Origin of the sequence: Micromonospora sp. NPDC051141 (assembly GCF_044455765.1) — a bacterium.
GTDB lineage: Bacteria > Actinomycetota > Actinomycetes > Mycobacteriales > Micromonosporaceae > Micromonospora.
The window spans coordinates 41,162-64,668 of record NZ_JBITFD010000001.1 but is presented as its reverse complement, the minus strand read 5'-3'; the positions used below and the strand labels follow the sequence as shown (position 1 = coordinate 64,668).

25 protein-coding genes and 1 pseudogene are annotated in these 23,507 nt (G+C 74.5%); 18 read left to right on the top strand and 8 right to left on the bottom strand.

The genetic code is table 11. From position 1 onward, the window contains the following. The first annotated feature begins 49 nt into the window (after positions 1-49). Positions 50-742: a class I SAM-dependent methyltransferase gene (locus ACIA6B_RS00305; protein WP_396769487.1), complete on the top strand. Its 693-nt coding sequence runs from the start codon at positions 50-52 to the stop codon at positions 740-742. 12 nt (positions 743-754) lie between these two features. Here ACIA6B_RS00305 and ACIA6B_RS00300 read toward each other — a convergent pair whose 3' ends face one another. Both ACIA6B_RS00300 and ACIA6B_RS00295 read right to left on the bottom strand, forming a co-directional pair. Next, positions 755-1,333 (bottom strand): putative toxin-antitoxin system toxin component, PIN family, encoded by a 579-nt coding sequence (locus ACIA6B_RS00300; protein ID WP_396769485.1) that lies wholly within the window; start codon positions 1,331-1,333, stop codon positions 755-757. Between the two features lie 61 nt (positions 1,334-1,394). Then, on the bottom strand, positions 1,395-1,862 hold the full coding sequence (locus ACIA6B_RS00295) for a helix-turn-helix domain-containing protein (RefSeq protein WP_396769483.1): 468 nt from the start codon (positions 1,860-1,862) through the stop codon (positions 1,395-1,397). A gap of 159 nt (positions 1,863-2,021) precedes the next feature. Between ACIA6B_RS00295 and ACIA6B_RS00290 the strand changes: the two genes are divergently transcribed. The 7 genes from ACIA6B_RS00290 (at position 2,022) to ACIA6B_RS00260 (ending at position 7,013) form a co-directional block, all read left to right on the top strand. Continuing rightward, positions 2,022-2,282, top strand: a complete 261-nt coding sequence (locus ACIA6B_RS00290) for a DUF6364 family protein (RefSeq protein WP_107157478.1) — start codon at positions 2,022-2,024, stop codon at positions 2,280-2,282. After that, positions 2,272-2,565 carry a type II toxin-antitoxin system PemK/MazF family toxin gene (locus tag ACIA6B_RS00285; RefSeq protein WP_281938046.1) on the top strand — a complete coding sequence of 98 codons (294 nt, stop codon included), beginning with the start codon at positions 2,272-2,274 and terminating at the stop codon, positions 2,563-2,565. Before ACIA6B_RS00290 ends, ACIA6B_RS00285 begins: the two co-directional genes overlap by 11 nt. Before the next feature lie 122 nt (positions 2,566-2,687). Next, the gene (locus tag ACIA6B_RS00280; RefSeq protein ID WP_396769480.1) at positions 2,688-4,073 is read left to right on the top strand and encodes an MFS transporter; all 1,386 of its coding nucleotides are present in this window, start codon (positions 2,688-2,690) and stop codon (positions 4,071-4,073) included. 208 nt (positions 4,074-4,281) lie between these two features. Beyond that, positions 4,282-4,725, top strand: a complete 444-nt coding sequence (rplM, locus tag ACIA6B_RS00275) for a 50S ribosomal protein L13 (protein ID WP_396769478.1) — start codon at positions 4,282-4,284, stop codon at positions 4,723-4,725. 20 nt (positions 4,726-4,745) lie between these two features. Further along, complete coding sequence (gene rpsI, locus ACIA6B_RS00270; protein ID WP_088647409.1) at positions 4,746-5,210, top strand: 30S ribosomal protein S9; 465 nt, start codon at positions 4,746-4,748, stop codon at positions 5,208-5,210. Between the two features lie 116 nt (positions 5,211-5,326). Beyond that, positions 5,327-6,682: a phosphoglucosamine mutase gene (gene glmM, locus ACIA6B_RS00265; RefSeq protein ID WP_107157482.1), complete on the top strand. Its 1,356-nt coding sequence runs from the start codon at positions 5,327-5,329 to the stop codon at positions 6,680-6,682. Positions 6,683-6,734: 52 nt separating this feature from the next. Then, positions 6,735-7,013 (top strand): hypothetical protein, encoded by a 279-nt coding sequence (locus tag ACIA6B_RS00260; RefSeq protein ID WP_396769475.1) that lies wholly within the window; start codon positions 6,735-6,737, stop codon positions 7,011-7,013. A gap of 21 nt (positions 7,014-7,034) precedes the next feature. On the opposite strand, the gene ACIA6B_RS00255 is transcribed toward ACIA6B_RS00260, so the two are convergent. Genes ACIA6B_RS00255 through ACIA6B_RS00245 form a run of 3 tightly spaced genes read right to left on the bottom strand, consistent with a single transcriptional unit; the run spans position 7,035 to position 10,349 of the window. After that, positions 7,035-8,141, bottom strand: a complete 1,107-nt coding sequence (locus ACIA6B_RS00255; RefSeq protein ID WP_396769473.1) for a threonine aldolase family protein — start codon at positions 8,139-8,141, stop codon at positions 7,035-7,037. Beyond that, positions 8,141-9,325: a pyridoxal phosphate-dependent aminotransferase gene (locus ACIA6B_RS00250; RefSeq protein WP_396769471.1), complete on the bottom strand. Its 1,185-nt coding sequence runs from the start codon at positions 9,323-9,325 to the stop codon at positions 8,141-8,143. The genes ACIA6B_RS00255 and ACIA6B_RS00250 overlap by 1 nt, the downstream gene beginning before the upstream one ends. A gap of 31 nt (positions 9,326-9,356) precedes the next feature. Further along, positions 9,357-10,349 (bottom strand): MmpS family transport accessory protein, encoded by a 993-nt coding sequence (locus ACIA6B_RS00245; protein WP_396769469.1) that lies wholly within the window; start codon positions 10,347-10,349, stop codon positions 9,357-9,359. 269 nt (positions 10,350-10,618) lie between these two features. Between ACIA6B_RS00245 and glmS the strand changes: the two genes are divergently transcribed. Beyond that, positions 10,619-12,532: a glutamine--fructose-6-phosphate transaminase (isomerizing) gene (glmS, locus tag ACIA6B_RS00240; RefSeq protein WP_396769467.1), complete on the top strand. Its 1,914-nt coding sequence runs from the start codon at positions 10,619-10,621 to the stop codon at positions 12,530-12,532. 143 nt (positions 12,533-12,675) lie between these two features. Here glmS and ACIA6B_RS00235 read toward each other — a convergent pair whose 3' ends face one another. Together ACIA6B_RS00235 and ACIA6B_RS00230 are read right to left on the bottom strand one after the other, a co-directional pair. Beyond that, a complete protein-coding gene (locus ACIA6B_RS00235) occupies positions 12,676-14,469 on the bottom strand; it encodes an alpha/beta hydrolase (RefSeq protein ID WP_396769465.1) in 1,794 nt (597 codons plus the stop codon). Beyond that, positions 14,466-14,816, bottom strand: coding sequence for a WXG100 family type VII secretion target (locus tag ACIA6B_RS00230; RefSeq protein WP_396769463.1), 351 nt, complete (start codon positions 14,814-14,816; stop codon positions 14,466-14,468). Before ACIA6B_RS00230 ends, ACIA6B_RS00235 begins: the two co-directional genes overlap by 4 nt. 202 nt (positions 14,817-15,018) lie before the next feature. On the opposite strand from ACIA6B_RS00230, the gene ACIA6B_RS00225 reads away from it, so the two are divergent. The 5 genes from ACIA6B_RS00225 (at position 15,019) to ung (ending at position 20,019) form a co-directional block, all read left to right on the top strand. After that, the gene (locus ACIA6B_RS00225) at positions 15,019-16,488 is read left to right on the top strand and encodes an NAD(P)H-hydrate dehydratase (protein WP_396769461.1); all 1,470 of its coding nucleotides are present in this window, start codon (positions 15,019-15,021) and stop codon (positions 16,486-16,488) included. Positions 16,489-16,572: 84 nt separating this feature from the next. Continuing rightward, positions 16,573-17,691, top strand: coding sequence for an alanine racemase (alr, locus tag ACIA6B_RS00220; RefSeq protein ID WP_396769459.1), 1,119 nt, complete (start codon positions 16,573-16,575; stop codon positions 17,689-17,691). Then, entirely contained in the window at positions 17,688-18,785 is a 1,098-nt protein-coding gene (locus tag ACIA6B_RS00215) for an alpha/beta fold hydrolase (protein WP_396769457.1), read from the top strand. The genes alr and ACIA6B_RS00215 overlap by 4 nt, the downstream gene beginning before the upstream one ends. Next, complete coding sequence (gene tsaE / locus ACIA6B_RS00210) at positions 18,782-19,264, top strand: tRNA (adenosine(37)-N6)-threonylcarbamoyltransferase complex ATPase subunit type 1 TsaE (RefSeq protein ID WP_396769455.1); 483 nt, start codon at positions 18,782-18,784, stop codon at positions 19,262-19,264. The genes ACIA6B_RS00215 and tsaE overlap by 4 nt, the downstream gene beginning before the upstream one ends. A gap of 53 nt (positions 19,265-19,317) precedes the next feature. After that, complete coding sequence (ung, locus tag ACIA6B_RS00205) at positions 19,318-20,019, top strand: uracil-DNA glycosylase (RefSeq protein WP_396769453.1); 702 nt, start codon at positions 19,318-19,320, stop codon at positions 20,017-20,019. Here the strand turns inward: ung and ACIA6B_RS00200 are convergent. Further along, positions 20,008-20,826 (bottom strand): helix-turn-helix domain-containing protein, encoded by an 819-nt coding sequence (locus tag ACIA6B_RS00200; protein WP_396769451.1) that lies wholly within the window; start codon positions 20,824-20,826, stop codon positions 20,008-20,010. The two genes, ung and ACIA6B_RS00200, sit on opposite strands and share 12 nt — an antisense overlap. 161 nt (positions 20,827-20,987) lie before the next feature. On the opposite strand from ACIA6B_RS00200, the gene tsaB reads away from it, so the two are divergent. The 4 genes and pseudogenes from tsaB to ACIA6B_RS00180 all read left to right on the top strand — a co-directional run bounded on the left by tsaB (position 20,988) and on the right by ACIA6B_RS00180 (position 23,460). Continuing rightward, complete coding sequence (gene tsaB, locus ACIA6B_RS00195; RefSeq protein ID WP_396769449.1) at positions 20,988-21,695, top strand: tRNA (adenosine(37)-N6)-threonylcarbamoyltransferase complex dimerization subunit type 1 TsaB; 708 nt, start codon at positions 20,988-20,990, stop codon at positions 21,693-21,695. Continuing rightward, positions 21,692-22,135, top strand: a complete 444-nt coding sequence (rimI, locus tag ACIA6B_RS00190) for a ribosomal protein S18-alanine N-acetyltransferase (RefSeq protein ID WP_396769447.1) — start codon at positions 21,692-21,694, stop codon at positions 22,133-22,135. Before tsaB ends, rimI begins: the two co-directional genes overlap by 4 nt. Positions 22,136-22,141: 6 nt before the next feature. Beyond that, positions 22,142-23,205: pseudogene (gene tsaD, locus ACIA6B_RS00185) on the top strand (tRNA (adenosine(37)-N6)-threonylcarbamoyltransferase complex transferase subunit TsaD); the annotation flags it as partial. Continuing rightward, entirely contained in the window at positions 23,206-23,460 is a 255-nt protein-coding gene (locus ACIA6B_RS00180) for a hypothetical protein (protein WP_396770197.1), read from the top strand. It begins immediately after the preceding pseudogene. Positions 23,461-23,507: the final 47 nt, after the last annotated feature.

Sequence of the window (23,507 nt, the reverse complement as noted above, 5' to 3'; positions counted from 1 at the left end):
GTCTAGAATGTGAGAAACTTGTCCCACAAAATGGGAGGCAGATGTGCGTGTGACGGAGGCTTTCGACGCCGTGGCCGGCCGCTACGACGAGGCCCGACGACGGCTGGTGCCCTGCTTCGACGCGTTCTACGGCACCGCGATCGAGGTGGCCGCGCCGCCGCTGCGGGCCGCGCTGGCCGCCGGGCGTACCCCCGAGGTGCTGGACCTGGGCGCGGGCACCGGCCTGCTCTCCCTGCTGCTGTCCGCGGCGGTCCCCGGCGTCCGGCTGACGCTTGTGGACGGCGCGCCCGCCATGCTCGCGGTCGCCACCGGCCACCTGACCGCCCGCGGGGTGCCGCACCGCACGGTCCACGCCGACCTGGCCGACCCGCTGCCCGCCGGCCGCTACGACGCGGTGGTCTCCGCGCTGGCCATCCACCACCTCGACGACGACGGCAAGCGCGCGCTCTACCGCCGGGCGGCGGACGCGCTCGCGCCCGGCGGCGTGTTCGTCAACGCCGAGCAGGTGGCCGGCCCCACCCCGGCGCTGGACCGGCGCTACGACGAGGTGTGGACGGCGCGGATCACCGAGTTGGGCTCCGACGCCGACGAGATCGCCGCCTCCCGGGAACGGATGCGCTACGACCGGCCGGCCACCGTGGCCGACCAGTGTCGCTGGCTCGACGAGGCCGGGCTGGCGGACGTGGACTGTTTCTTCAAGGAGTGGCGCTTCGCCGTCTTCGGCGGCCACCGCCCGCGGTGACGGGGCCGCGGGTCAGGGGGCCGCCGAGTCGGGAAACCGGCCCTCGAGTCGTTCGGCGAACCGGGGCGCGCCGGCTTTCCGCAGGTAGGCGATCAGCTCGACGACGGTCCGGTCCTCGGCCACCAGGCTGCGTCGGTAGTAGTCGAGCTGGCGGCTCAGAGCGCGCTGCACCAGGCTCATCGAGCGGTCGGCCACCCAGTTGAGAAACTCGTCAGCGGTGAGGACCGACAGATGCCCAGGTACGCATTCCGGGGGAAACGCGAGCCGATCCTCCGTGACCAGGATGTCGACGCCGCCATGGATCGCGGCGGCCAGCACGTGCCGGTCGTCGGGGTCCGGGGGACAACGTACGTCGTTCGGCGCGTAGCCCGTGACCAAACCGTACGGAAACGCCTCAACGAACCTGCGTCGCTGCCCCCCGATCGCCTGCTCGGAGTGTTCGGGTCGCTTCCGGCGCAGGCGGTACATCCATTCCGCCAGGATGTCCTCGCTGTATCGGACATCGAACACGGTGCAGTCGCCTTCGAGCGCCAGCAGGCTGATCCAGTCACGAAGCGTCCTGGAGAAGAGGATGTTGGCGTCCAGGAACACCAGGGGTGGCGCTGGGATCACATTGGACAGATTACCCAGCACTCTCTGCTCAGGCCGGGAACTACTCGTCGTCGTTGAAGCCCAGCGCGTCGGACTCCCACATAAGGGCTTCGTACGACTTCCGTCGCTCCTCCATCTGTCGTCCACGAAAGGCGAGAACATCGCTGAGGAAGAGGCGTCGATGGCTGCCGACGCGATGGCAAGCGATGGCGCCGTCATCCAGGAGGCGGATCAGTGTGGGGCGAGACATGCCGAGCAGCTTTGCCGCTTCGGTCGTGGTCAGCTCGCGGGAGAGGGCGTTGATGACCAGGCCGTCGCCGCGGGCGAGGATCGCCGAGATCTGACGAAGCACGTCGACCAACTGGGTGGGCACCTCGACCTGCTCTCCGTCAGGGAAGAGCAGACGGGTCGGATTCCCTCCGGCGGCGTGCGGATGCCGCGTGAGAAGTGCCGCCACGGCGGCTGCTTGCTGGCGGTCCGCTCCCTCGGTCGGCATGACCGAGGCGGTCGTCGCGGCGCTGAGGCTCATGATGCCTCCCTGGGTAGTTGTCCGAACCGTTCGGACCATCGTCGTCGCTAAGTGCAATATCTGCAAGCCGTTTCGGTTGTTTCGCTTGGGTGGCGTCCGATTTATCGATCGACGCCCATGGGATGACTGACGGTCATACCATTGGGTAGTCTGCTTGGCATGACCGCCAAGGTGACACTGTCGTTCTCCGACGAGACCATCGAGGAGGCGCGGCGGTTCGCCAAGCGGGAAGGGCTCTCCCTCTCCGCCTGGATGGACCGGGCCGCCCGGGAGAAGGCGCTGCGCGAGGTCTTCACCGCGCACGCCGCCGCGGTCACCCGGGCCGGCCTGGACCTGGAATCCGCCGCCCTGGCCGACGCCCAGGAGGCCGCGATGGTCGACGACGCCCTGTTCGGCGGCGGGCGTCCGCGTGCTGCGTAGGGGCGAGGTCTGGCGCATCTCCGGCGCCCGGGAACGGTACGGCCTGGTCATCAGCTCCGACGTCTACAACGCCACCGACGTGCCGATCGTGATCGTGGCCGAGGTGGTCGAGGAGTCGCTGCTGCGCGACTCGCCGCTCGCGGTGCGCACGGGCGGCTTCGTGGTGATGCCCGACCGGCTCTCCTCGCCGATGAAGAAGTGGTTCACCGAGTGCGTGGACGTGGCGGACGCCGAGACCATGCAGCGGGTCGGCCGGGCGCTGCGGATCCTCCAGGAGCTGTGACGACCTCACCGCCGTGGTCCGGCGGACGTGCGGTCTCCGTTTCCGGCCCGACGCGTGCGGGGTACCCCGGGGAAACCGCCCGTTCCTAGCGTCCTCCTCGTCACCGACGAGGAGGAGTCGCCGTGAGCACGCTCGCTTCAGCCCCGACCCCGACCGCGCCCCCGGCGCCGGCCGCCACCGGCCGCCCGGGACCGATCACCGACTGGCGTCCGGAGGATCCGGCGTTCTGGGCCGCGGGCGGCGCCCGGATCGCCCGACGCAACCTGTGGGTGTCGATCTTCGCCGAGCACGTCGGCTTCTCGGTCTGGAGCCTCTGGTCGGTGACCGTGCTCTTCCTCGGCCCCGGCTACGGCATCGACCCGGCCGGAAAGTTCCTGCTCACTGCCGTGCCGGCCGCGTTGGGCGCGGTGCTGCGGCTGCCGTACACGCTGGCGGTGGCCCGGTTCGGCGGCCGGAACTGGACCATCGTCAGCGTGTTGCTGCTGCTGGTGCCGGCGGTGCCGATGGCGGTGCTGATCCGGCCCGGCGTGTCGTACGCCACGCTGATGGTGCTGGCCTGCCTGTCCGGCGTGGGCGGCGGCAACTTCGCCTCCTCGATGGCGAACATCAACCTGTTCTTTCCGGACCGGCTCAAGGGGCGGGCGCTCGGGCTCAACGCCGGCGGCGGCAACCTCGGCGTACCGGCGGTGCAGCTCGTCGGGCTGGCGGTGCTGGCCACCGCGGGGGCCGCGTACCCCTGGCTCGTGCCGGCCGTCTACCTGCCGCTGATCGTGCTCGCCGCGCTGGCCGCGGCACGGTGGTTGGACAACGTCCCGGGGGCGCGCAACGAGCCGGGCGCGCTACGCGCGGCGGCCCGCGACCCGCACACCTGGGTGATGTCGCTGCTCTACGTCGGCACGTTCGGCTCGTTCATCGGCTTCGGCTTCGCCTTCGGCCAGGTGCTCCAGCTCCAGTTCGCCGACCGGTTCCCGACCCCGGTCGACGCCGCCTGGCTGACCTTCCTCGGGCCGCTGGTCGGCTCGCTGGTCCGGCCGGTCGGCGGCCAGCTCGCCGACCGGCTCGGTGGGGCGCGCGTCACGTTCTGGAACTTCGTCGCGATGGCCGGCGGCGCCGGGCTGGTGCTGTACGCCGCCCGGGACCGGTCCTTCCCGCTCTACCTGGCCGGGTTCCTGGCGCTCTTCGTGTTCTCCGGCATCGGCAACGGCTCGACGTACAAGATGATCCCGGCGATCTTCCGGGCCCGGGCCGTGACCGAGGCCGAGCTGACCGGGGACCGGGAGGCGGCGCAGCGACGGGCGCGGCGTCTGGCCGGCGCGCTGATCGGCATCGCCGGCGCGGTGGGCGCGTCCGGCGGGGTGCTGGTGAACGTGGCGTTCCGGCAGTCGTTCCTGACCTCCGGCACCGCCGACGCCGCCTACCTGGCGTTCGTCGGCTGGTACGCGTTGTGCTTCCTGGTGACCTGGGCGGTGTACCTGCGACCGGGCCCGGGCAGGCTGGCCGGCGTGTGACAGGCGCCACGCGAAGGCGCAGGTCGAGCGCGGGGCGACCCCGTTTTGACCTGCCACCGGACGGCCGGGTATCGTTGCCTGCTGTTGTACGACATTCTTAGGCGTGCCGCATCAGGTACGCTTGGTCGTTCGTGCGCGCTGGTTCGACTGGGAAGCCCCGGTTACCTCGGCGCGCGACCCCAGACCGACGACGAGACAAGGTAGACCTGTGCGTACGTACAGCCCGAAGCCGGGTGAGATCGAGCGTCAGTGGCACGTCATCGACGCCTCTGATGTCGTGCTGGGCCGCCTGGCGACCCACGCCGCCACGCTGCTGCGTGGCAAGCACAAGCCGACTTTCGCGCCGCACGTCGACACGGGCGACTTCGTCGTCATCGTGAACGCGGGCAAGGTCGCGCTGACCGGCAACAAGCGCCAGACCAAGGTCGCTTACCGTCACTCCGGTTACCCGGGTGGCCTGAAGCGGGTCGGCTACGACGAGTTGCTCACCAAGCGGCCCGACCGGGCCGTCGAGCTGGCCGTGAAGGGCATGCTCCCGCACAACAAGCTGGGCCGTCAGATTCTCAAGAAGCTGAAGGTCTACGCCGGTGCCGAGCACCCGCACGGCGCGCAGCAGCCGACGCCGTTCGAGATCAAGCAGATCGCGCAGTGAGCGCGGGCGAAGGAAGCAGCATGACCGACATCACCGAGACCGAGGTCGCCCCCGAGGCCACCGAGGCGCCGGCGCCCGTCGCGCGCGCGCCCCGCGGTGACCGCCCGATCCAGACCGTGGGCCGTCGCAAGGAAGCCATCGTCCGGGTCCGGATCGTCCCGGGCAGCGGCAAGATCACCTGCAACGGCCGCGACCTTGAGGCCTACTTCCCGAGCAAGGTGCACCAGCAGCTCATCAAGGACCCGCTGGTCACCGCCGAGAAGCCCGAGGCGTTCGACGTGATCGCCAACCTGCGGGGCGGCGGCACCACCGGCCAGGCCGGCGCGCTGCGGCTCGCCATCGCCCGGGCGCTGATCGTCAGCGAGCCCGACGACCGTCCGGCCCTGAAGAAGGCCGGCTTCCTGACCCGTGACGCCCGGGTCAAGGAGAGCAAGAAGTACGGCCTCAAGAAGGCCCGTAAGGCTCCCCAGTACTCGAAGCGCTGATCACCACCAGCGTCTTGTACTTCTGACGGACGGCCGGGTCCGCCTCCCTTCTGCGGGGGCGGCCCGGCCGTTCCGCGTTTCTCTCCTCAACGGCAGTTCCACGGAGGTTGGCGGGTATGGGCCGGTTGTTCGGCACGGACGGCGTACGCGGGCGGGCGAACGCGGATCTCACCCCGGAGTTGGCGCTCGCGGTCGCGGTGGCCGCGGCGCACACACTGGCCGAGACCGACCGGAGTCATCCGCCGCTCGCGGTGGTGGGCCGGGACACCCGGGCCAGCGGCGAGATGCTGGAGGCGGCGGTGGTCGCCGGCCTGACCAGCGCCGGCGCCAACGTGGTGCGGGTGGGTGTGCTGCCCACCCCGGCGGTGGCGTTCCTCACCGCCGAGATCAAGGCCGACCTGGGCGTGATGCTCTCCGCCTCGCACAACCCGATGCCGGACAACGGCATCAAGCTCTTCGCCGCCGGCGGGCACAAGCTGCCCGACGAGATCGAGATGCGGATCGAGGCGGCCGTCGAGGCGAACGCCACCACCGCCTGGGACCGGCCGGTCGGCGCCGGGGTGGGCCGGGTGAACGACCTGCTCGACGGGGCCGACCACTACGTCCAGCACCTGGTCGGCACCGTGCCGCACCGGCTCGACGGGATCAAGGTCGTGGTGGACTGCGCCAACGGCGCGGCGGCCGACGTGGCCCCGGTGGCCTACCAGGAGGCCGGCGCCGAGGTCATCGCCATCCATGCCGAGCCGGACGGCCTCAACATCAACGACGGGTGCGGCTCCAACCACCTCGACGCGCTGCGCGCCGCGGTGGTCGAGCACGGCGCGCACCTCGGCCTCGCCCACGACGGCGACGCCGACCGGTGCGTCGCGGTCAGCGCCGACGGCGCGGAGGTGGACGGCGACCAGGTGATGGCGATCCTCGCGCTGGCCATGCGGGACGCCGGCGAGCTGACCCAGGACACCCTGGTCGCCACCGTGATGAGCAACCTCGGCCTGCGGCTGGCCATGTCCGCGCACGGCATCCGGCTGGTCGAGACCAAGGTCGGTGACCGGTACGTGCTGGAGGAGCTGCGCGCCTCCGGCCTGGCGCTGGGCGGCGAGCAGAGCGGCCACATCGTGCTGCCCGCGTTCGCCACCACCGGCGACGGCGTGCTCACCGGCCTGCACCTGATGGCCCGGATGGCGGCCACCGGCACCTCCCTGGCCGAGCTGGCCGCCGTGGTCACCAAGCTGCCCCAGGTGCTGATCAACGTGCCGGTGGGCGACCGGACCGTGGGCGCCGCCGCGCCGGCCGTCCGCGCCGAGGTCGAGCGGGCCGAGGCCGAGCTGGGTGAGACCGGCCGGGTGCTGCTGCGCCCGTCCGGCACCGAGCCGCTGGTGCGGGTGATGGTCGAGGCGGCCACCGAGGACACCGCGCGCGCGGTCGCCGAGCGCATCGCCGAGCACGTCCGCACCGCCAGCCCGGTCGCCTGACCGGGCGTCCGCGTAGTCGCCTGACCGGGCCGGCCCGGGTACCGCGGGGTCGGTGCTGGCCAACCAGCGCGGCCATCTCATGCGGGAGCTGCGCAACCTCGACGGGCTGCGCCGGCAGGCCGACGACCCGGTGGTCCGGCTGCTGCTCTCGGCCGCCGGTCGGCACGTCGAGGCGGACCTGGCCTTCGTCGACGACGCCGAGGCGGCGCTGCTCGCCGACGGCGGCGCCACGCTCACCGGCCTCGCCGCCGCGCACCCGGCCGCCGGGTCCGCCGGCCGAGGACTGGGCGAACCCGGCGAGGGCGCCGGACCGGCGCGGGCCGCCGGCTAGCTCCGGGCCGGGGTGGCGGGGTCAGCGGGTGGGCAGGCGGCGCAGGAAGCGGGCGGCCAGCTCGCGTACGCCGTCGGCGTCCAGCTCCAGCGCCGGCCCGGCGACCGTCACCTCGGCCAGCGCCATCCCGGGCACCTCGGTGTCCCGCCAGCCACCGACGAACCACGCCCGCTCCTGCTCGGCCAGCGCCAGGTTGGCCGCGTCCAGCGCCGCCGCCGGATACGGCAGCCAGAACCGGAACTGGTGGGTGTGCGGCGGCGTCGGATGCACCCGGGCGCCCGGCAACGCGGCCAGCGCCTCCGCCACCACCGTCGCGTGCCGCACGTACCCGCCCAGCCGGGGCAGCTCCCGCTGGAGCCCGACGAGCGCGGCGAGCGCCGCCGGCCACTGCTGGAACAGCGTGCCGCCGTACCGGTGCCGCCAGGCGCGCGCGTACCCGACCAGCTCCGCGTCACCGGCCAGCGCCGCGCCGGAGTGACCGCCGAGGGACTTGTAGAACGACACGTACGTGCTGTCGGCGAGCGCCGCGATCTCGGCCGCCGAGTGGCCCAGGTGCACCGTCGACTCCCAGATCCGGGCGCCGTCGACGTGCACCCGCGCGCCCCGCGCCCGGGCCGCCGCCACGACCGCGACCAGCTCGTCCCAGGTGGGCAGCACGAACCCGGCGTCGCGCAGCGGCAGCTCCAGGAAGAGCGTGCCGATCGGCTCGTCGAGCGCGGCCACCTCATCGGCCGTGGGATTGCGCGGCGCGGACGTGGTGTGCACCGCCCGCACGCCGGCGAGCAGCGCGTACGCGTCGCGCTCGTGCCGCAGCGGATGGCTGAGCGGGTGCAGGCCGACAGCGGCCCGGCCGGTCAGCTCCGCGCCGTGGCGCATGACCACCTGCTGGGCCATCGTGCCGGTGGGGAAGAACGCCACCGCCGCCACGCCGAGCCGCTCCGCTACCCGCTGCTCCAGCTCCGCGACCGGGCCGCCCTCGCCGTAGACGTCGGGCAGGTCGTCACCGGCCGTCGCGGCGAGCGCGGCCACCTGCTCCCGCACCGACTCCGGACGTACGCCGGAGAGCATCGTGTCGCAGCCGCGCTGGGCGGCGAGCCGGCGCAGCCGCTCGGCGTACCCGTCGCTCATCAGTGCTCCCGGAGCCGACGCAGGCGGGTCACCGCCTCGGCCAGCACCTCCGGCCGCTTGCAGAACGCGAACCGGACCAGCCGGCGACCCGCCGCCGTGTCGTCGTAGAACACCTGCGTCGGCACCGCCACCACGCCGCACCGCTCCGGCAGGGCCCGGCAGAACTCCACCCCGTCCCGGCCGCCGAGCGCGGTGACATCGGCGGTGACGAAGTACGTCCCCTCCGGCGCGAGCACGCCGAACCCGGCGTCGGTCAGCCCGGCGACCAGTTGGTCCCGGCGGCGTTGCAGGTCGTCCCGAAAGCCGGTGAAGTACGCGTCCGACAGGCCGAGCGCCACCGCCACGGCGGGCTGCAACGGGCCGGCGTTGACGAACGTGAGGAACTGCTTCACCCGCAGCACGGCGGCGACCAGCGACGCCGGCCCGCTCACCCAGCCCACCTTCCAGCCGGTGCAGGAGAACGTCTTGCCGGCCGAGGAGACCCGCAGCGTCCGCTCCCGCATGCCCGGCAGCGTGGCCAGCGGCAGGTGCGCCGCGGCGGCGTCGGTGAAGACGAGATGCTCGTAGACCTCGTCGGTGACCGCGTACGTGCCGTGCTCCCGGCACAGCTCGGCGACCAGGGCCAGCTCGTCGGCGGTGAAGACCTTCCCGGTCGGGTTGTGCGGCGAGTTCAGCAGCACCAACCGGGTCCGCGGCCCGAATGCGGCACGCAGCTCGGCCGGGTCGAAGGCGTACCGGCCGTCCGCGCCGGGTCGCAGCGTCACCGGGCGGCGGACCGCCCCGGCCAGCGCGATCGAGGCGGCGTACGAGTCGTAGTACGGCTCGAAGCAGACCACCTCGTCACCGGCCTCGCAGAGCGCGAGGATGCTCGCCGCGACCGCCTCGGTCGCGCCGGCCGTCACCACGATCTCGCCGTCCGGGTCGTACGCCAGGTTCCAGAACCGGCGTTGGTGCGCCGCGACGGCCGCGCGCAACGCGGGGATCCCCGGCCCCGGCGGATACTGGTTGTGGCCGGTGCGCAGCGCCTCGGCGGCGGCGGCGAGCATCTCCGGCGGGCCGTCCGTGTCCGGGAAGCCCTGCCCCAGGTTGACCGCGCCGGTGCGCACGGCCAGCGCCGACATCTCGGCGAAGATGGTGGTGCCGAACGGCCGCATCCGGGCCACCAGCGGATCGGTCGTCGTCACGGCGGCCAGCCTACGGCCCGCCGCCGGACCCTCACCACCCGAAGCAGGTCGCGCCGTATTCTCCCGAGTTCCGCGAGACGACCTTGCCGTTGATGCTGATCCGGCAGCTCACCTCGCCGGACTCGGCCGGGGTCGCGATCACCTGCACCCGCTCGCGGTCGTTCGCGGTGAACCGCAGCCGCCAGGGCGCGTCCACGTCGTCGAGCTGGAGGAAGTTGGCGTCCGCGTCGTAGAACTGCACGTACACCTGGTCGGTCCCGGTCACCTCGTAGACGACGGTGAACCGGCCCGGCCCGCCGGAGGGCGTGGTGACCGGGACGGCCGGCGCCGGGGTCGGCTCGTCGGTGAACCCGCCGGGCTCCGTCGGCCCGTCGATGAACGGCCGCTCGTAGGGCTCGCCGGCGTCGCTCCTCCCGTCGGTGAGACCGCCGAGCACGCCCAGGCCGACGCAGCCGCAGACGGCCAGCACCAGCGCGACGACCAGGGTGATCACCAGCCCGATCGCCCAGCCCGCGTTCGACCGGCGCGGCGCCCCGCCGGGGTACGCGTACGGCGGCGGGTAGGGCCCGGGCGGGTACGCGGCCGGCGGGTAGCCCACCGCCGGGTACGACCCGGGCGGGTAGGCGGCCGGTGGGTAGGGCCCCGGCGGGTACGCGGTCGACGGCTGGTCCGGCGCCCACGGCTCGCCCGGGTGGTGTGGACCGCCCGGATGGTGTGGACCGTTCGGGTCGCCCGGGTGGTGGGGACCGCCCGGGTGGCCCGGAGCGGGACCGTCCGGTGGTGCGGCGGCCGGGCCGTCGGGCGGTGAGCCGTGCCCGCTGCCGGGGTGGGGCGGCGCGGCGGCGGGCGGCGTCCACGGGTTCGGGTCCCACGCCGGCGGCGACCACGGCGAGGGAGGGGCCCAGGGCTGCGGAGCGGCGAGCGCGTCCGGTGGCGTCCAGGAGGCGGGCTCCCCGGCGCCCGGCGTCGCGGTCGGGTCGACCGGGCCGGGGGTCGGCTCGGGACTGGGGGTCGTCTCGGACATCGGCTCAGCTCACAGGGGTACGGCGCGGACGACCGCGGAGGGGTGGACCGGGCTGCCGCCCGGGCCCCTCAATGTAGGGCGCGGCGGCCATCCACGCGGCCCGCCCCGACCCGCACGCGAGATCGTGGTACGTCGGGGAGTGGATCACTCACGTACCGTGGCGGTTTGTCCGGTTGGTGGCCTCCGCTGACCGATTCGCTCAAGTTCAGTGATCGTTGAGCCGCCTTCCGCGCACGCGCGATGAGTGAAACTCGGCTAGGCTGCGGACCATGTGTGGAATCGTGGGTTACGCCGGTGCGCGCCCGGCGCTCGGCATCGTGCTCGACGGACTGCGGCGGCTGGAATACCGCGGCTACGACTCGGCCGGCGTCGCCGTCGTCTGCGACGACGAGCTGCTGACCGAGAAGAAGGCCGGCAAGCTGGCCAACCTGGAGAAGGTGCTCTCCGAGCGGGCCGCCGACAACCCCGAGGACTGCGCCGCCAGCCCGATCGGCATCGGCGACGGCACCACCGGCATCGGCCACACCCGGTGGGCCACGCACGGCGGGCCGACCGACCGCAACGCCCACCCGCACGTCTCCCCGGACGGGCGGGTCGCGGTGATCCACAACGGGATCATCGAGAACTTCGCGAAGCTGCGCACCGAGCTGGAGGACGAGGGCGTCGAGTTCGCCAGCGACACCGACACCGAGTGCGCGGCGCACCTGATCGCCCGCGCGTTGGCCGACCTGCGCGCGGCCGGTGAGACCGACACCCCGCAGTTGCTCGCCGCCGCCATGCGGGTGGTCTGCGAGCGCCTCGAAGGCGCGTTCACGCTGCTCGCCGTGGATGCCGCCATTCCCGGCGCGGTGGTCGGCGCCCGGCGCAACTCGCCCCTGGTGGTGGGTCGCGGCGACGGCGAGAACTACCTGGCCAGCGACGTGGCCGCGTTCATCGAGCACACCCGGGACGCGGTCGAGCTGGGCCAGGACCAGATCGTCCTGATCACGCCGGAGAGCATCGAGATCACCGACTTCGCCGGCCAGCCAGCGGCCGGCAAGGACTTCCACATCGACTGGGACTCGTCGGCCGCCGAGAAGGGTGGCTACGACTGGTTCATGCTCAAGGAGATCGAGGAGCAGCCGCAGGCCATCGCCGACACGCTGCTCGGCCGGCTCACCGAAAGCGGCGAGATCGCCCTCGACGAGGTCCGCCTCAGCGAGCAGGACCTGCGCGACGTCGACAAGATCTTCATCGTCGCCTGCGGCACCGCGTACCACGCCGGTCTGGTCGCCAAGTACGCCATCGAGCACTGGACCCGGATCCCCTGCGAGGTGGAGCTGGCCAGTGAGTTCCGCTACCGCGACCCGGTGCTGGACCGGTCCACGCTGATCGTGGTGATCTCGCAGTCCGGCGAGACCATGGACACGCTGATGGCGCTGCGTCACGCCAAGGAGCAGAAGGCCCGGGTGCTGGCCATCTGCAACACCAACGGCTCGACCATCCCGCGCGAGTCGGACGCGGTGCTCTACACCCACGGCGGCCCGGAGATCGCGGTCGCCTCCACCAAGGCGTTCCTCACCCAGGTCGTGGCCTGCTACCTGATCGGCCTGCACCTGGCGCAGGTGCGGGGCATCAAGTTCGCCGACGAGGTGGGCGCGGTGGTGGCCCAGCTCCAGGAGATGCCGGGCAAGCTGCGCGAGCTGCTCGACCGGATCGAGCCGGTACGCGAGCTGGCCCGTGAGTTGAAGTCCGAGCCGACCGTGCTGTTCATCGGCCGGCACGTGGGCTACCCGGTGGCGCTGGAGGGCGCGCTGAAGCTCAAGGAGCTGGCGTACATGCACGCCGAGGGCTTCGCCGCCGGTGAGCTGAAGCACGGCCCGATCGCGCTGATCGACAAGGGCACGCCGGTGATCTGCATCGTGCCGTCGCCGGTCGGCCGGGGCATGCTGCACGACAAGGTCGTCTCCAACATCCAGGAGGTGCGGGCCCGGGGCGCCCGCACCATCGTGATCGCGGAGGAGGGCGACCAGGCGGTGGTCCGGTACGCCGACCACCTGATCTACGTGCCGCGTACGCCGACGCTGCTGGCGCCGCTGGTGACCACGGTGCCGCTTCAGGTGCTCGCCGCGGAGATCGCCGCCGCCCGCGGGCACGACGTCGACCAGCCGCGGAACCTGGCCAAGTCGGTCACGGTCGAGTAGCCGACCCGCCCCCGCCACGGCCCCTCCGCCCACACCGGAGGGGCCGTGGCGTCTTCCGCCCGGGACCCGCACCCGCCGCCTGCCGTCTGCCGCCCGGCTGCCGCCCGCCGCCCCGATTGGCCCGCCCGTGACACGGCGTCCGCTCATCGGCCCAGCACGATCCGGGCCATTCCGTCCAGGGCCGGATTGTCGGCGTCCCAGTAGCCGGTGTGGCCGTGCCGCCCGCTCGGGAAGCGCCGGCCGCCGAAGCCCGGCGCGCTCGGATCGGCGCCGAACCAGAGCCGCTCGCTGTGCCGGTCGTGTGCGGCCAGCACCGGGCCGAGCGGCGTACCGGCCAGCACGGCGCGACGGGCCAGCTCGTCCGGCGGGTGGGCCAGGCGGATCACGTCGTCGGGCGCGGTCGACGCCCAGACCTGGCCGGCCGGCATCCGCAGCTCGGCCGCGTGGTCGACGCCGACGCCGGGTGAGCCGACGAAGACCAGCGCGTCGGCGCCCAGCCCGTGGTCGCGGGCGGCGGTGCCGACGACAAGCGAGCCGTAGCTGTGCCCGAGCACGGTCTGCCGGGCCGGCGGCCCGTCGTGGGTGGCCCGCAGCCCTTCCTGGAACCGGTGCAGCGCCGGGCCGGCGGCCTCCGCCGGCCGGGTGCCGGACGCCTCGGGGAGGAAGTCCGGCGCGTCGTAGTCCAGCCAGAGGACCGCCGCGGCCTCCTCGCCCGGCCCGATCGCCGCGCACCGCTCGAGCACCCGGGCGGCCCGGCCCAACTCGGCCGGGGCGTCCGCGAGGTCGGCGGTCATCCCGGGGACGTAGGTCAGCACCGCGCCGGCCCGGTCCGGGTTGCCGAGCGCCACCACCGCCCGACCGTCCCCGGCGGGGTCGAGCCCCAGCAGGTACGCCCGCGGCGCCCCCGACGTGGCCAGCCGCTCGGCCAGCCCGTCCAAGCCGCGCAGCGCCGCCTCGACCCCGGCCAGCCGGGCCCGCCGGGCCACCTCCGCCGGGCCGGCCGGCAGCGGTCGCCGCAGCGCGAGGCGGCGTGCGAGCAACTCCTCCCGCCGGTCGGCCAGCAGCAGCCGGTTGGCCTGGTCGCGGGCGGTCACCGGCACGCCGTCGAGGTGGCCGACCCGGCCCGGCTCGTGCCCGACCAGCCACCGCCGCTCGGCCGGGCTCAGGCCGGCCCACCAGCGGCTTACCTCGGCCGGGCCGGCGCCGGGCCCCGGGCGCCAGGCGGGCGGCACGCTGACCCAGCCGGTCGTCGCCGCGGTGGCGACCGCCGCCAGCCGGTCGGCCGCCTCCCGGTCCGCCGCGCCGGCCAGCGCGAGCGCGTCCCGGATCCCGGCCTGTGCCCGGACCACGGCGGGGCCGGTCCGCACGACGGGCCGGGCGGGATCCGGCCGGACCGTGCCGGAGCGGTCCACCCGCAGGCTGCCGCTCTCGGCGCGGACCACCTCGGCGTCGAGGCGGGCCTTCGCCGCGCCCACCCGGCTGGCGAACTCGGCGAGCGTCTGGTCGACCTCGACCAGCGCGGGCAGCACCTCGGTCAACGAGGCGCGCAGCTCACCGAGGCGCCGTTGCGCGGCCGTCGAGGCCGCGCCGGACCAGCCGGGCCGGAGCGCGCCGGCTCGGGCGGCCAGTCCGGCGGCCCGGTGACGCACCGGGCCGGCGAGCCCACGCCAGGCCGCCCCGGTGGCGAGCCACGCGTCGGGATCGGCGCGCCAGAGCTGCGCGTAACCGACCGCCCCCGGGCTGCGGATGGGTCCCGCCGGGCGCGGGCGGGCGCCGGCCGGCCCCGGGTCCGGGGTGGCTCCCGCCGGGCGCGGGCGAGGGCCGGCCGGGCGAGGGCCCCGGGTGGCGTCGGTCGGGCGCGGGCGGGGGCCGACCGGCCCCGGACCCCGGGTGGCGTCGGTCGGGCGCGGGCGGCGCGGCGTCTCGCCGCCGGTCACCGGGCGCCGTCCGGAGCGGCGCCCGCCGGAACCGGGCGGAAGGGGAGGCCGGCGGCGCTCCGCGTGAGGCGGCGGGCCGCCCGGTCGTCCACCGCCTCGTAGCCGTCCGCGCCGCCGCGCAGCGCCTCGGCGGTGGTGGCCACCCGGGCCGCGAGCGCGCCGGACCAGCGGCGCAGCGCGGCATCCAGCTCGTCGAGCGCCGCGTCGGCCTGCCAGCCGTCAGGTGGCGGCGCCACCGGCCCCGACGCCCCACCCGGCCCGTACGCCAGCCGGTGCGCGTCGTCGGTCAGCTCCCGGGCCACCGCGCGCAGCAACCCCGGATCGACGCTGAACGGCTCCTCGACCACGACGACCTCCCCACCCCCGCCGAGCCCATCGGCCGGACCCGGACAGCGGGGACGTTAGGCCGGTGGGAGCCGTCCGCGTCGACCCTGTGGACAACGGCCCCGGTTGTCCACAGGGCCCGTCCCGGGGCCCCGTCCGGCCCGCGCGCCGCCGGTAGGGTGAGGCCGTGATCGCAGCCGACGGGAACGAACGGGGCGGGACAGCATGAGACCGGTGTGGCGGGTCGCGGATGTGCGCGCGGCGGAGGCGGGGCTGATGGCGACCCTCCCCTCCGGCGCGCTGATGCAGCGGGCGGCGGCCGGGCTGGCCCGCCGTTGCGCGCTGCTGCTGGCCGACCGGGGCGGCGTCTACGGCGCCCGGGTGCTGCTGCTCGTCGGTTCCGGGGACAACGGCGGCGACGCGCTCTTCGCGGGGGCGCGGCTGGCCCGCCGGGGTGCGGCGGTCGCCGCCCTGCTGCTCACCCCGGAGCGCGCCCATGCCGACGGCCTGGCCGCGCTGCGTGCCGCCGGTGGGCAGGTGGTCGACCGGCCGCCCGCCGGGGTCGACCTGGTGCTCGACGGCATCGTGGGCATCGGTGGCGCCGGTGGGCTGCGGGAGACCGCCGACCAGCTCGCCGCGAGCCTGACCGGGCACCGGGGGCGGGACGGCACGCGGGCCACCGTGGTCGCGGTGGACGTGCCGAGCGGCGTCGCGGTCGACACCGGCCACGTCCCGCTGACCGACGCCGGCCGGCCGCGCGCGGTCCGCGCCGACGTGACGGTGGCGTTCGGCGCGCTCAAGCCGGCTCTGGTGGTCGGCCCGGCCGCCGCGCTGGCCGGGCAGGTCGACCTGGTCGACATCGGGCTCACCCCGTGGCTGCGCGGCACCCCGGCGTTGGGGGTGACCGAGTGGTCCGACGTGGCCGCCTGGTGGCCGGCGCTGGGCGCCGCCTCGGAGAAGTACTCCCGCGGGGTGGTCGGGGTGGCGACCGGTTCCGCCACCTACCCGGGTGCGGCGGTGCTCTCGGTCGGCGGCGCGCTGGCCGGTCCCACCGGCCTGGTCCGCTACGCCGGTGGCGCCCGGGCCGAGGTGGTGCACCAGCACCCGTCCGTGATCGCCACCGACCGGGTCGCCGACGCCGGCCGGGTGCAGGCCTGGGTCTGCGGCTCCGGGCTCGGCACCGGTGACGCGTCCGCCGCCGAGTTGCGCGCGGTGCTGGCCACGTCGGTGCCGGTGGTGCTGGACGCCGACGCGCTGACGCTGCTTGTCGACGGCAAGCTCGCCGATCGGCTGCGCGGGCGGGACGCCCCGATCGTGGTGACCCCGCACGACCGGGAGTACGCCCGGCTCTGTGGCGAGATGCCCGGTGCGGACCGGGTCGCCGCGGCGCTGCGGCTGGCCGCCTGGATGAACGCGGTGGTGCTGCTCAAGGGGGACCGGACGATCGTCGGCACGCCCGACGGCCGGGCGTACGTGAACCCGACCGGCACCCCGGCGCTGGCCACCGGCGGCACCGGCGACGTGCTGGCCGGGCTGCTCGGCTCGCTGCTCGCGGCTGGTCTGGCCCCGGAACGGGCGGCTGCCGCCGCGGCGTACCTGCACGGGCTGGCCGGCCGGGAGGCGGCCCGCGGCGGCCCGGTGACCGCGCCCGACGTGGCCGCCGCGCTGCGCCCGGTCCTCGCCCGCCTGGCCTGATCCGGGTGCCGGCGCCGACCGGGCGGAGGCGCCGGCCGCGCGGCTCCCGACCACGATGATCACCGGCGGAAGTAGGCTGGGGGCATGTGGCAGTCGGAGGTGCGCGTCGATCTCGACGCGATCCGGGAGAACGTGGCCCGGCTCAAGGCCGGCACCAGCGCCGAGCTGATGGCGGTGGTCAAGGCCGACGGGTACGGGCACGGCATGGTGCCGGCGGCCCGCGCGGCGCTCGACGCCGGGGCGGACCAGCTCGGCGTCTGCACCCTGGACGAGGCGCTCCGGCTGCGCCAGGAGGGGATCACCGCGCCGGTGCTGGCCTGGCTGCTCGATCCGGGCCTGCCGCTGCACGACGGGATCACCGTCGGGGTCGACCTGGGCTGCGCCAGCCTGAGTCAGCTCGACGAGATGATCGAGGCGAGCCGGCGGGCGGACCGCCCGGCCCGGCTGCACCTGAAGATCGACACCGGGCTGTCCCGGGGTGGGGCCACCGTCGCCGACTGGCCGGCGTTGCTGGAGGCCGCCGCGAAGGCCCAGGCCGACGGCCTGGTCGAGGTGGTCGGCGTGTGGAGCCACTTCGTGTACGCGGACTCGCCCGGCCACCCCACCACTGATCGCCAGCTCGCCGTCTTCCGGGAAGGGCTGGAGATGGTCACGCGGGCCGGCCTGCGACCCCGGTACCGGCACCTGGCCAACTCGGCGGCCACGCTCACCCGGCCGGACACCCACTTCGACCTGGTCCGTCCCGGCATCGCGGTCTACGGTCTGTCGCCGATCGCGGGCGAGCAGTTCGGCCTGCGCCCGGCGATGACCGCCCGGGCCCGGGTGATGCTGACCAAGCGGGTGCCGGCCGGCACCGGCGTCTCCTACGGCCACACCTACCTCACCGAGGCGGAGAGCAACCTGGCCGTGGTGCCGCTCGGCTACGCCGACGGGGTGCCCCGGCACGCCTCGAACACCGGTCCGGTGCTGCTCGGCGGCGAGCGGCGGACCATCTCGGGTCGGGTGTGCATGGACCAGTTCGTGGTGGACTGCGGTGACGACGAGGTGGCTGCCGGCGACGTGGTGACGCTGTTCGGCAGCGGCGCGGCCGGCGAGCCCACCGCCGACGACTGGGCCGACGCGGTCGGCACCATCAACTACGAGATCGTCACCCGGTTCGGCGGGGTGCGGGTGCCCCGCGTCTACGACGGCGAGAAGCCATGAGCCAGCGGCTGCGGGTGCCGCGTCCGCGCGGCGCCGCGGGGAAGGTCGCCGGGCTGGTCGGCGCCGCCGTCGGGGTGGCCGCCGCCGGGCTCGCGGCGGGCGTGGTCAGCGAGCGGGTGCTGGTCCGCCGACTGAAGAACGACCCCACCGACCGGTACGCCCACGAGGTCTTCGGGCGGCAGCGCCACGACGAGGCGTACCGGCTGGAGATGCCGGACGGCACCGACATCCACGTGGAGGTGGTCGAGCCGACCCGGCCGGTCGCCGGGCACCCGACAGTGGTGCTGGTGCACGGCTTCTGCCTGGACATGGGCACGTTCCACTTCCAGCGCAAGCTGCTCGCCGAGCGGGGCGACTACCGGGTGGTCGCGTACGACCAGCCGGGGCACGGCCGGTCCGGGCGGCTGGAGACCGGTGAGTACGACCTGACCGCGCTGGGCCGCACGTTGCGCCGGGTGCTCGACGAGGTGGTCCCGGAGGGGCCGCTGGTGCTGATCGGGCACTCGATGGGCGGCATGACGATCATGGCGTTGGCCGAGCTGTATCCGGAGCTGTTCGGCGACCGGGTGGTCGGCACCGTGCTGATGGCCACCTCCGGGGGCCTGGCGGCGGAGACGAAGCTGGTGGCGCCGGCGCTGCTCGGTCGCGTGGGCGCGCCGGTGCTCTACATGATGAGCAACGCCACCCGGTACGGCGGCACGGTGATCGACAGGGCCCGCAAGTCGACCTCGAACGTGGCCTGGCTGCTCACCCGCAGGTACGGGTTCGGCACCCCGAAGCCCAGCCCCGCCCTGGTGTCGTACGTGGAGATGATGAACTCCCGCACCTCGGCCGACACGGTCACCCGTTACCTGCGGACGCTGGCCACGCACTCGCGGTTCCCGGCGCTCGCCGCGCTGGCCGGCACGCCGGTGCTGGTGATCGTGGGGGACAAGGACATGATCACGCCGGTGACGCACTCGGAGGAGATCGTCCGGCGGCTGCCGGACGCCGAGTTCGTGAAGATCCACGACAGCGGGCACGTGGTGATGCTGGAGCACGCCGACGAGGTCAACGCGGCGCTGGAGCGGTTCCTGGCGTCGGTGACCGGGTGACCGTGGTGGTGGAGCTGCGGACCCTCGACGACACCCACGGGTTCGGGCGGCGGCTGGCCGGGGTGCTGCGCGCCGGCGACCTGCTGTTGCTCAGCGGCCCGCTGGGGGCCGGCAAGACCGCGCTGACCCAGGGCGTCGGCGCCGGCCTGGGCGTACGCGGCGACATCACGTCGCCCACCTTCGTCATCGCCCGCGTGCACCGGCCGGACCCGGCGCGGGGCGGCCGGGTGACGCTGGTGCACGCCGACGCGTACCGGTTGGGGGAGTCCGCCGATCCGCGCGCCGAGATCGACGACCTCGACCTGGACGCCTCGGTGGACGAGGCGGTGACCGTGGTGGAGTGGGGCGAGGGGATGGTCGAGCAGTTGGTCGACGCGCACCTGCGGGTCCGCATCGACCGGCGGGACGACGACACCCGGGTGGTCACGCTGGAACCGGTGGGCGGCGACTGGGCGGCCCGGCTGGCGACCCTCGACTGAGCGCTGTCGTACCCGCTGCCTAGAGTCCCGGGGACGACTGCGAAAGGTTGCCGATGCCCGACGACGTTCCCGCCCTCGACCTGTTGGCGCTCCTGCCCGAGCCGTGGCGGGAGGCGCTCACCCCGCACCTCGATCCGGCCCGCACCGCGGCGTTGGCCGCCTTCGTCGCCCGGGAGTACGCGACAGCCACGGTCTTTCCCCCGCTGGCGGACCTGTTCTCCGCCTACCGGTTGTGCGGGCCGGCGGAGACCCGGTTGCTCATCCTCGGGCAGGACCCCTACCACAAGGCGGGGCAGGCGCACGGGCTGAGCTTCAGCGTGCGGGAGGGCGTGGCGGTGCCGCCGTCGCTGCGCAACGTCTTCAAGGAGCTGGGCGAGGACCTGGGCGTGCCGAAGCCGCGCAGCGGCAACCTCGACGGCTGGGCCGCCCAGGGTGTGCTGCTGCTCAACTCGGTGCTCACGGTCCGCCAGGCCACCCCCGGCTCGCACGCCAACCGGGGCTGGGAGGAGTTCACCGACGCCACCATCCGGGCGCTCGACGCGCTCGACCAGCGGGTGGTCTTCCTGCTGTGGGGCGGCTACGCGCGCAAGAAGGCGGCGCTGGTCACGAATCCGCGGCACGTGGTGCTGGAGGCCGGGCACCCGAGCCCGATGAACCCGCGCGGCTTCCTGGGCAGCCGTCCGTTCAGCGCGGCCAACAAGGCGCTCGCCGACGCCGGTCTGCCCACCGTCGACTGGGAGCGCTCAGCCGGCTGACCCACCGGCGCGGCCTGCTGTGCCGGCCGTTCCTGCTGTGCCGGCCGTTCCTGCTGTGCCGGCCGTTCCTGCTGTGCCGGCCGTTCCTGCTGTGCCGGCCGTTCCTGCTGCGCCGGCCGCCAGGCGTTGCCGGTGCCGGCGCAGCAGCTCGGCCGCGCGCCGGTCGGCCACCTCCACCTGGACCAGCGGTTCGACCGGGTAGGTGCGCCCACCCAGCCGCACCTCGATCGGCTCGGGCAGTTCCTCCACCATCCGGGCCCGCAGCTCGCCGTGGCGGGTCCGCCAGCGGTGCTCGCCCGGCTCCTCGGGCTCGTGGCGCACGCCGCCCCACTCCTCCCAGCGGGCGTTCCACCGCTGCGCGAGCGCCCGGGACAGGAACGCGGTGAACGAGGGGGAGTCCCGCCACCGCACGGCGATCTCGACCGCCTCCACCGGTATCGGCGCGCCCTGCACCACGGCTGCCGTGCTGCCGGCCAGCACGTGGGGCAGGTCGCCGAGCGCGTCGACCAGGCGGTCCAGCCCGAGGCGATCGAGCCGCTCGGCCGGGTCGGTGCCGGCCAGCTCGTCGAGCGCCGCGTCCAGGTGGCTGTCGAGCGGCTCGGCCTCGATCCGTAGCTGGCGGTCGAGTGCGGCGAGGAGACGCTCCACGGTGGTCAGGCCGGGTAGCCGGTCGCCTCGTTCGATCCGGGCGATGGCGGCCTGGCTCAGCCCGGCTCGGGCGGCCAGTGCCTGCTGGGTGAGCCCGGCCCGGTCGCGTTCGTGCCGCAGCGTGCGGGCGATCTGATGGGCCAGGTGACTCTCCGTCATCCCGACAGGGTCGCATGTTCCGACGGAGCGATATACCGCTGGGTCATATTTATGACTCCTGGGTATATCGCTGCATCGCATGGTGTCCCCTCCGGACGCTACCGTCCGTGACGGCATGCGGCGGGCGGCCCAGGTCGGGGGACGGGCTAGGCTGGCTTACCGTGCTCGTACTCGTGGTGGACTCCTCGACGCCCGCGGTGACCGCGGCGCTGGCCGAGGTCTCGGCGGACGGCGTCGTGCTGCGCGCGTCCCGGTGCACGGTCGACGCCCGGGCCCACGGCGAGTTGCTCGCGCCGCAGGTCGACGCGGCGCTCGCCGACGTGGGCGCGCGCCCGGCCGACCTGGGCGCGATCGTCGCCGGGCTCGGCCCCGGCCCGTTCACCGGGCTGCGGGTGGGGCTGGTCACCGCCGCCACCATGGGCCAGGTGCTCGGCGTCCCCACGTACGGCGTCTGCTCGCTGGACGGCCTCGGCCAGCCGACCGCCGCAGGCCACCCCGCCGCGAGTCACCCCGCCGCGGGCGAGCTGGTGCTGGCGGCGAGCGACGCGCGGCGGCGCGAGGTCTACTGGGCCGTCTACGACGGCGCCGGACGGCGCGTCGCCGGCCCGGACGTGGCCGCCCCGACGCTCGTCGCCGAGCGGGCCCGCGACCTGGCGGTCACCGTCGCGGTCGGCGACGGCGCCCAGCGGTACGCCGACGTGCTCGGCCTGCCGGTGCGGGCCGAGCCGCGCTACCCGGACCCGCTGGCGCTGGCCCGGCTCGCCGCCGGGCGGATCCGCGCGGGTGCCCCCGGCGAGGCGCTCACCCCGCTCTACCTGCGTCGCCCGGACGCGGTGGCGGCCACCGGCCACAAGCCGGTCCTGCGATGAGGCTGAGCCGGTTCCGCTGGTGGCACGTCGACGAGGTGCTGCCCATCGAGGCGGACCTGTTCGGCGCCGAGCAGTGGTCCCCGGGCATGTTCTGGAACGAACTCGCCAACGGTCACTTCTACCTGGTCGCCATTGACGACGACGGCACGGTGGCCGGCTACGCCGGGTTGGCCGTGGCCCCGCCCGACGAGGCGTGGGTGCAGAACATCGCGGTCCGCCGGGACGCCCAGCGCCGGGGCGTGGGCCGGCTGCTGCTGGAGGCGCTGCTCGCCGAGGCGGCCCGGCGCGGCATCCGCAGCACGCTGCTGGAGGTCGCCGCCGACAACGCTCCCGCGCAGCGGCTCTACGCCACGTACGGCTTCGAGCCGATCGGCGTGCGACGCGGCTACTACCAACCGAGCAACACCGACGCGCTGGTCATGCAGCGCCACGAGGACTGAACGCGGATGGCTGACGAACCCCTGATCCTCGGCATCGAGACGTCCTGCGACGAGACCGGCGTGGGCATCGTGCGCGGGCACACGCTGCTCGCCGACGCGCTGGCCTCCAGCGTCGAGGAGCACGCCCGGTTCGGCGGGGTGGTGCCCGAGGTGGCCAGCCGGGCCCACCTGGAGGCGATCGTGCCCACCATGGACCGGGCGTTGCGCGAAGCCGGCGTCACCATCGCCGACATCGACGCCATCGCGGTCACCTCCGGTCCGGGTCTGGCCGGCGCGCTGCTCGTCGGCGTCGCCGCCGCCAAGGGGTACGCGGTGGCCGCGGAGAAGCCGGTGTACGGGGTGAACCACCTGGCCGCGCACGTGGCCGTGGACACGCTGGAGCACGGCCCGCTGCCCGAGCCGGCGATCGCGTTGCTGGTTTCCGGCGGGCACTCCTCGCTGCTGCGCGTCGACGACCTGGCCCGGGGCGTGGTGCCGCTCGGCGCCACCATCGACGACGCGGCCGGGGAGGCGTTCGACAAGGTGGCCCGGCTGCTCGGGCTGCCGTTCCCCGGTGGCCCGTACATCGACCGGGAGGCGCGGGCCGGCGACCCGGCGTCGATCGCCTTCCCGCGCGGGCTGACCGCCGCGAAGGACCTGGTCGGACACCGGTTCGACTTCTCCTTCTCCGGCCTGAAGACGGCGGTGGCCCGCTGGGTGGAGGCGCGACAGCGGGCCGGCGAGCCGGTGCCGGTGGCCGACGTGGCGGCGTCCTTCCAGGAGGCGGTCTGCGACGTGCTGGTCGGCAAGGCGCTGGACGCCTGCCGCAGCAGCGGGATCGACACGCTGGTGATCGGCGGCGGGGTGGCGGCCAACTCCCGGCTGCGGGCGATGGCCGAGCAGCGGGCCGCCAAGCACGGCGTCCGGGTGCGTACGCCCCGGCCGAAGCTCTGCACGGACAACGGCGCGATGGTGGCGGCGCTCGGGTCGCACCTGGTCGCCGCCGGCGTCGCCCCGAGCCGGCTGGACCTGCCGGCCGACTCGGCCATGCCGCTGACCGTGGTCAGCGTCTGACCGGGGAGGAAACCGACATGATCGTCCGGATGTGGGAGGCGAAGGCCGAGTCGTACGGCTTCGCCGAGCTGATCACCTGGGTGTGCGAGACCGCGCTGCCCGAGTTCGAGCACGACCCGATGCACGTCGGCAGCGAGGTCTTCTCCTCCACCGACCACCGGCTGGTGGTCATCTCGAAGTGGCGCAGCAACCCCCGGGAGTTGCCCGAACCGCCCACGCGCCTGGTCGCCCGGCCACCGCACAGCTGGGACTTCACCGAGGTCGACCGCTAGGCGACGGTCGTCACGGCGGCCGGAAACTGGTTGGCGTCCGGGACGGG

Bases quoted from the DNA above. Each gene is read 5' to 3' on its own strand.
- rimI (WP_396769447.1), top strand. From the start codon at position 21,692: ATGAGGCTGAGCCGGTTCCGCTGGTGGCACGTCGACGAGGTGCTGCCC.
- ACIA6B_RS00255 (WP_396769473.1), bottom strand. From the start codon at position 8,141: ATGAGCGACGGGTACGCCGAGCGGCTGCGCCGGCTCGCCGCCCAGCGC.
- rpsI (WP_088647409.1), top strand. From the start codon at position 4,746: ATGACCGACATCACCGAGACCGAGGTCGCCCCCGAGGCCACCGAGGCG.
- ACIA6B_RS00245 (WP_396769469.1), bottom strand. From the start codon at position 10,349: ATGTCCGAGACGACCCCCAGTCCCGAGCCGACCCCCGGCCCGGTCGAC.
- ACIA6B_RS00180 (WP_396770197.1), top strand. From the start codon at position 23,206: ATGATCGTCCGGATGTGGGAGGCGAAGGCCGAGTCGTACGGCTTCGCC.
- ACIA6B_RS00290 (WP_107157478.1), top strand. From the start codon at position 2,022: ATGACCGCCAAGGTGACACTGTCGTTCTCCGACGAGACCATCGAGGAG.
- ACIA6B_RS00200 (WP_396769451.1), bottom strand. From the start codon at position 20,826: ATGACGGAGAGTCACCTGGCCCATCAGATCGCCCGCACGCTGCGGCAC.
- ACIA6B_RS00215 (WP_396769457.1), top strand. From the start codon at position 17,688: ATGAGCCAGCGGCTGCGGGTGCCGCGTCCGCGCGGCGCCGCGGGGAAG.
- glmM (WP_107157482.1), top strand. From the start codon at position 5,327: ATGGGCCGGTTGTTCGGCACGGACGGCGTACGCGGGCGGGCGAACGCG.
- ung (WP_396769453.1), top strand. From the start codon at position 19,318: ATGCCCGACGACGTTCCCGCCCTCGACCTGTTGGCGCTCCTGCCCGAG.
- ACIA6B_RS00225 (WP_396769461.1), top strand. From the start codon at position 15,019: ATGAGACCGGTGTGGCGGGTCGCGGATGTGCGCGCGGCGGAGGCGGGG.
- alr (WP_396769459.1), top strand. From the start codon at position 16,573: ATGTGGCAGTCGGAGGTGCGCGTCGATCTCGACGCGATCCGGGAGAAC.
- glmS (WP_396769467.1), top strand. From the start codon at position 10,619: ATGTGTGGAATCGTGGGTTACGCCGGTGCGCGCCCGGCGCTCGGCATC.
- ACIA6B_RS00295 (WP_396769483.1), bottom strand. From the start codon at position 1,862: ATGAGCCTCAGCGCCGCGACGACCGCCTCGGTCATGCCGACCGAGGGA.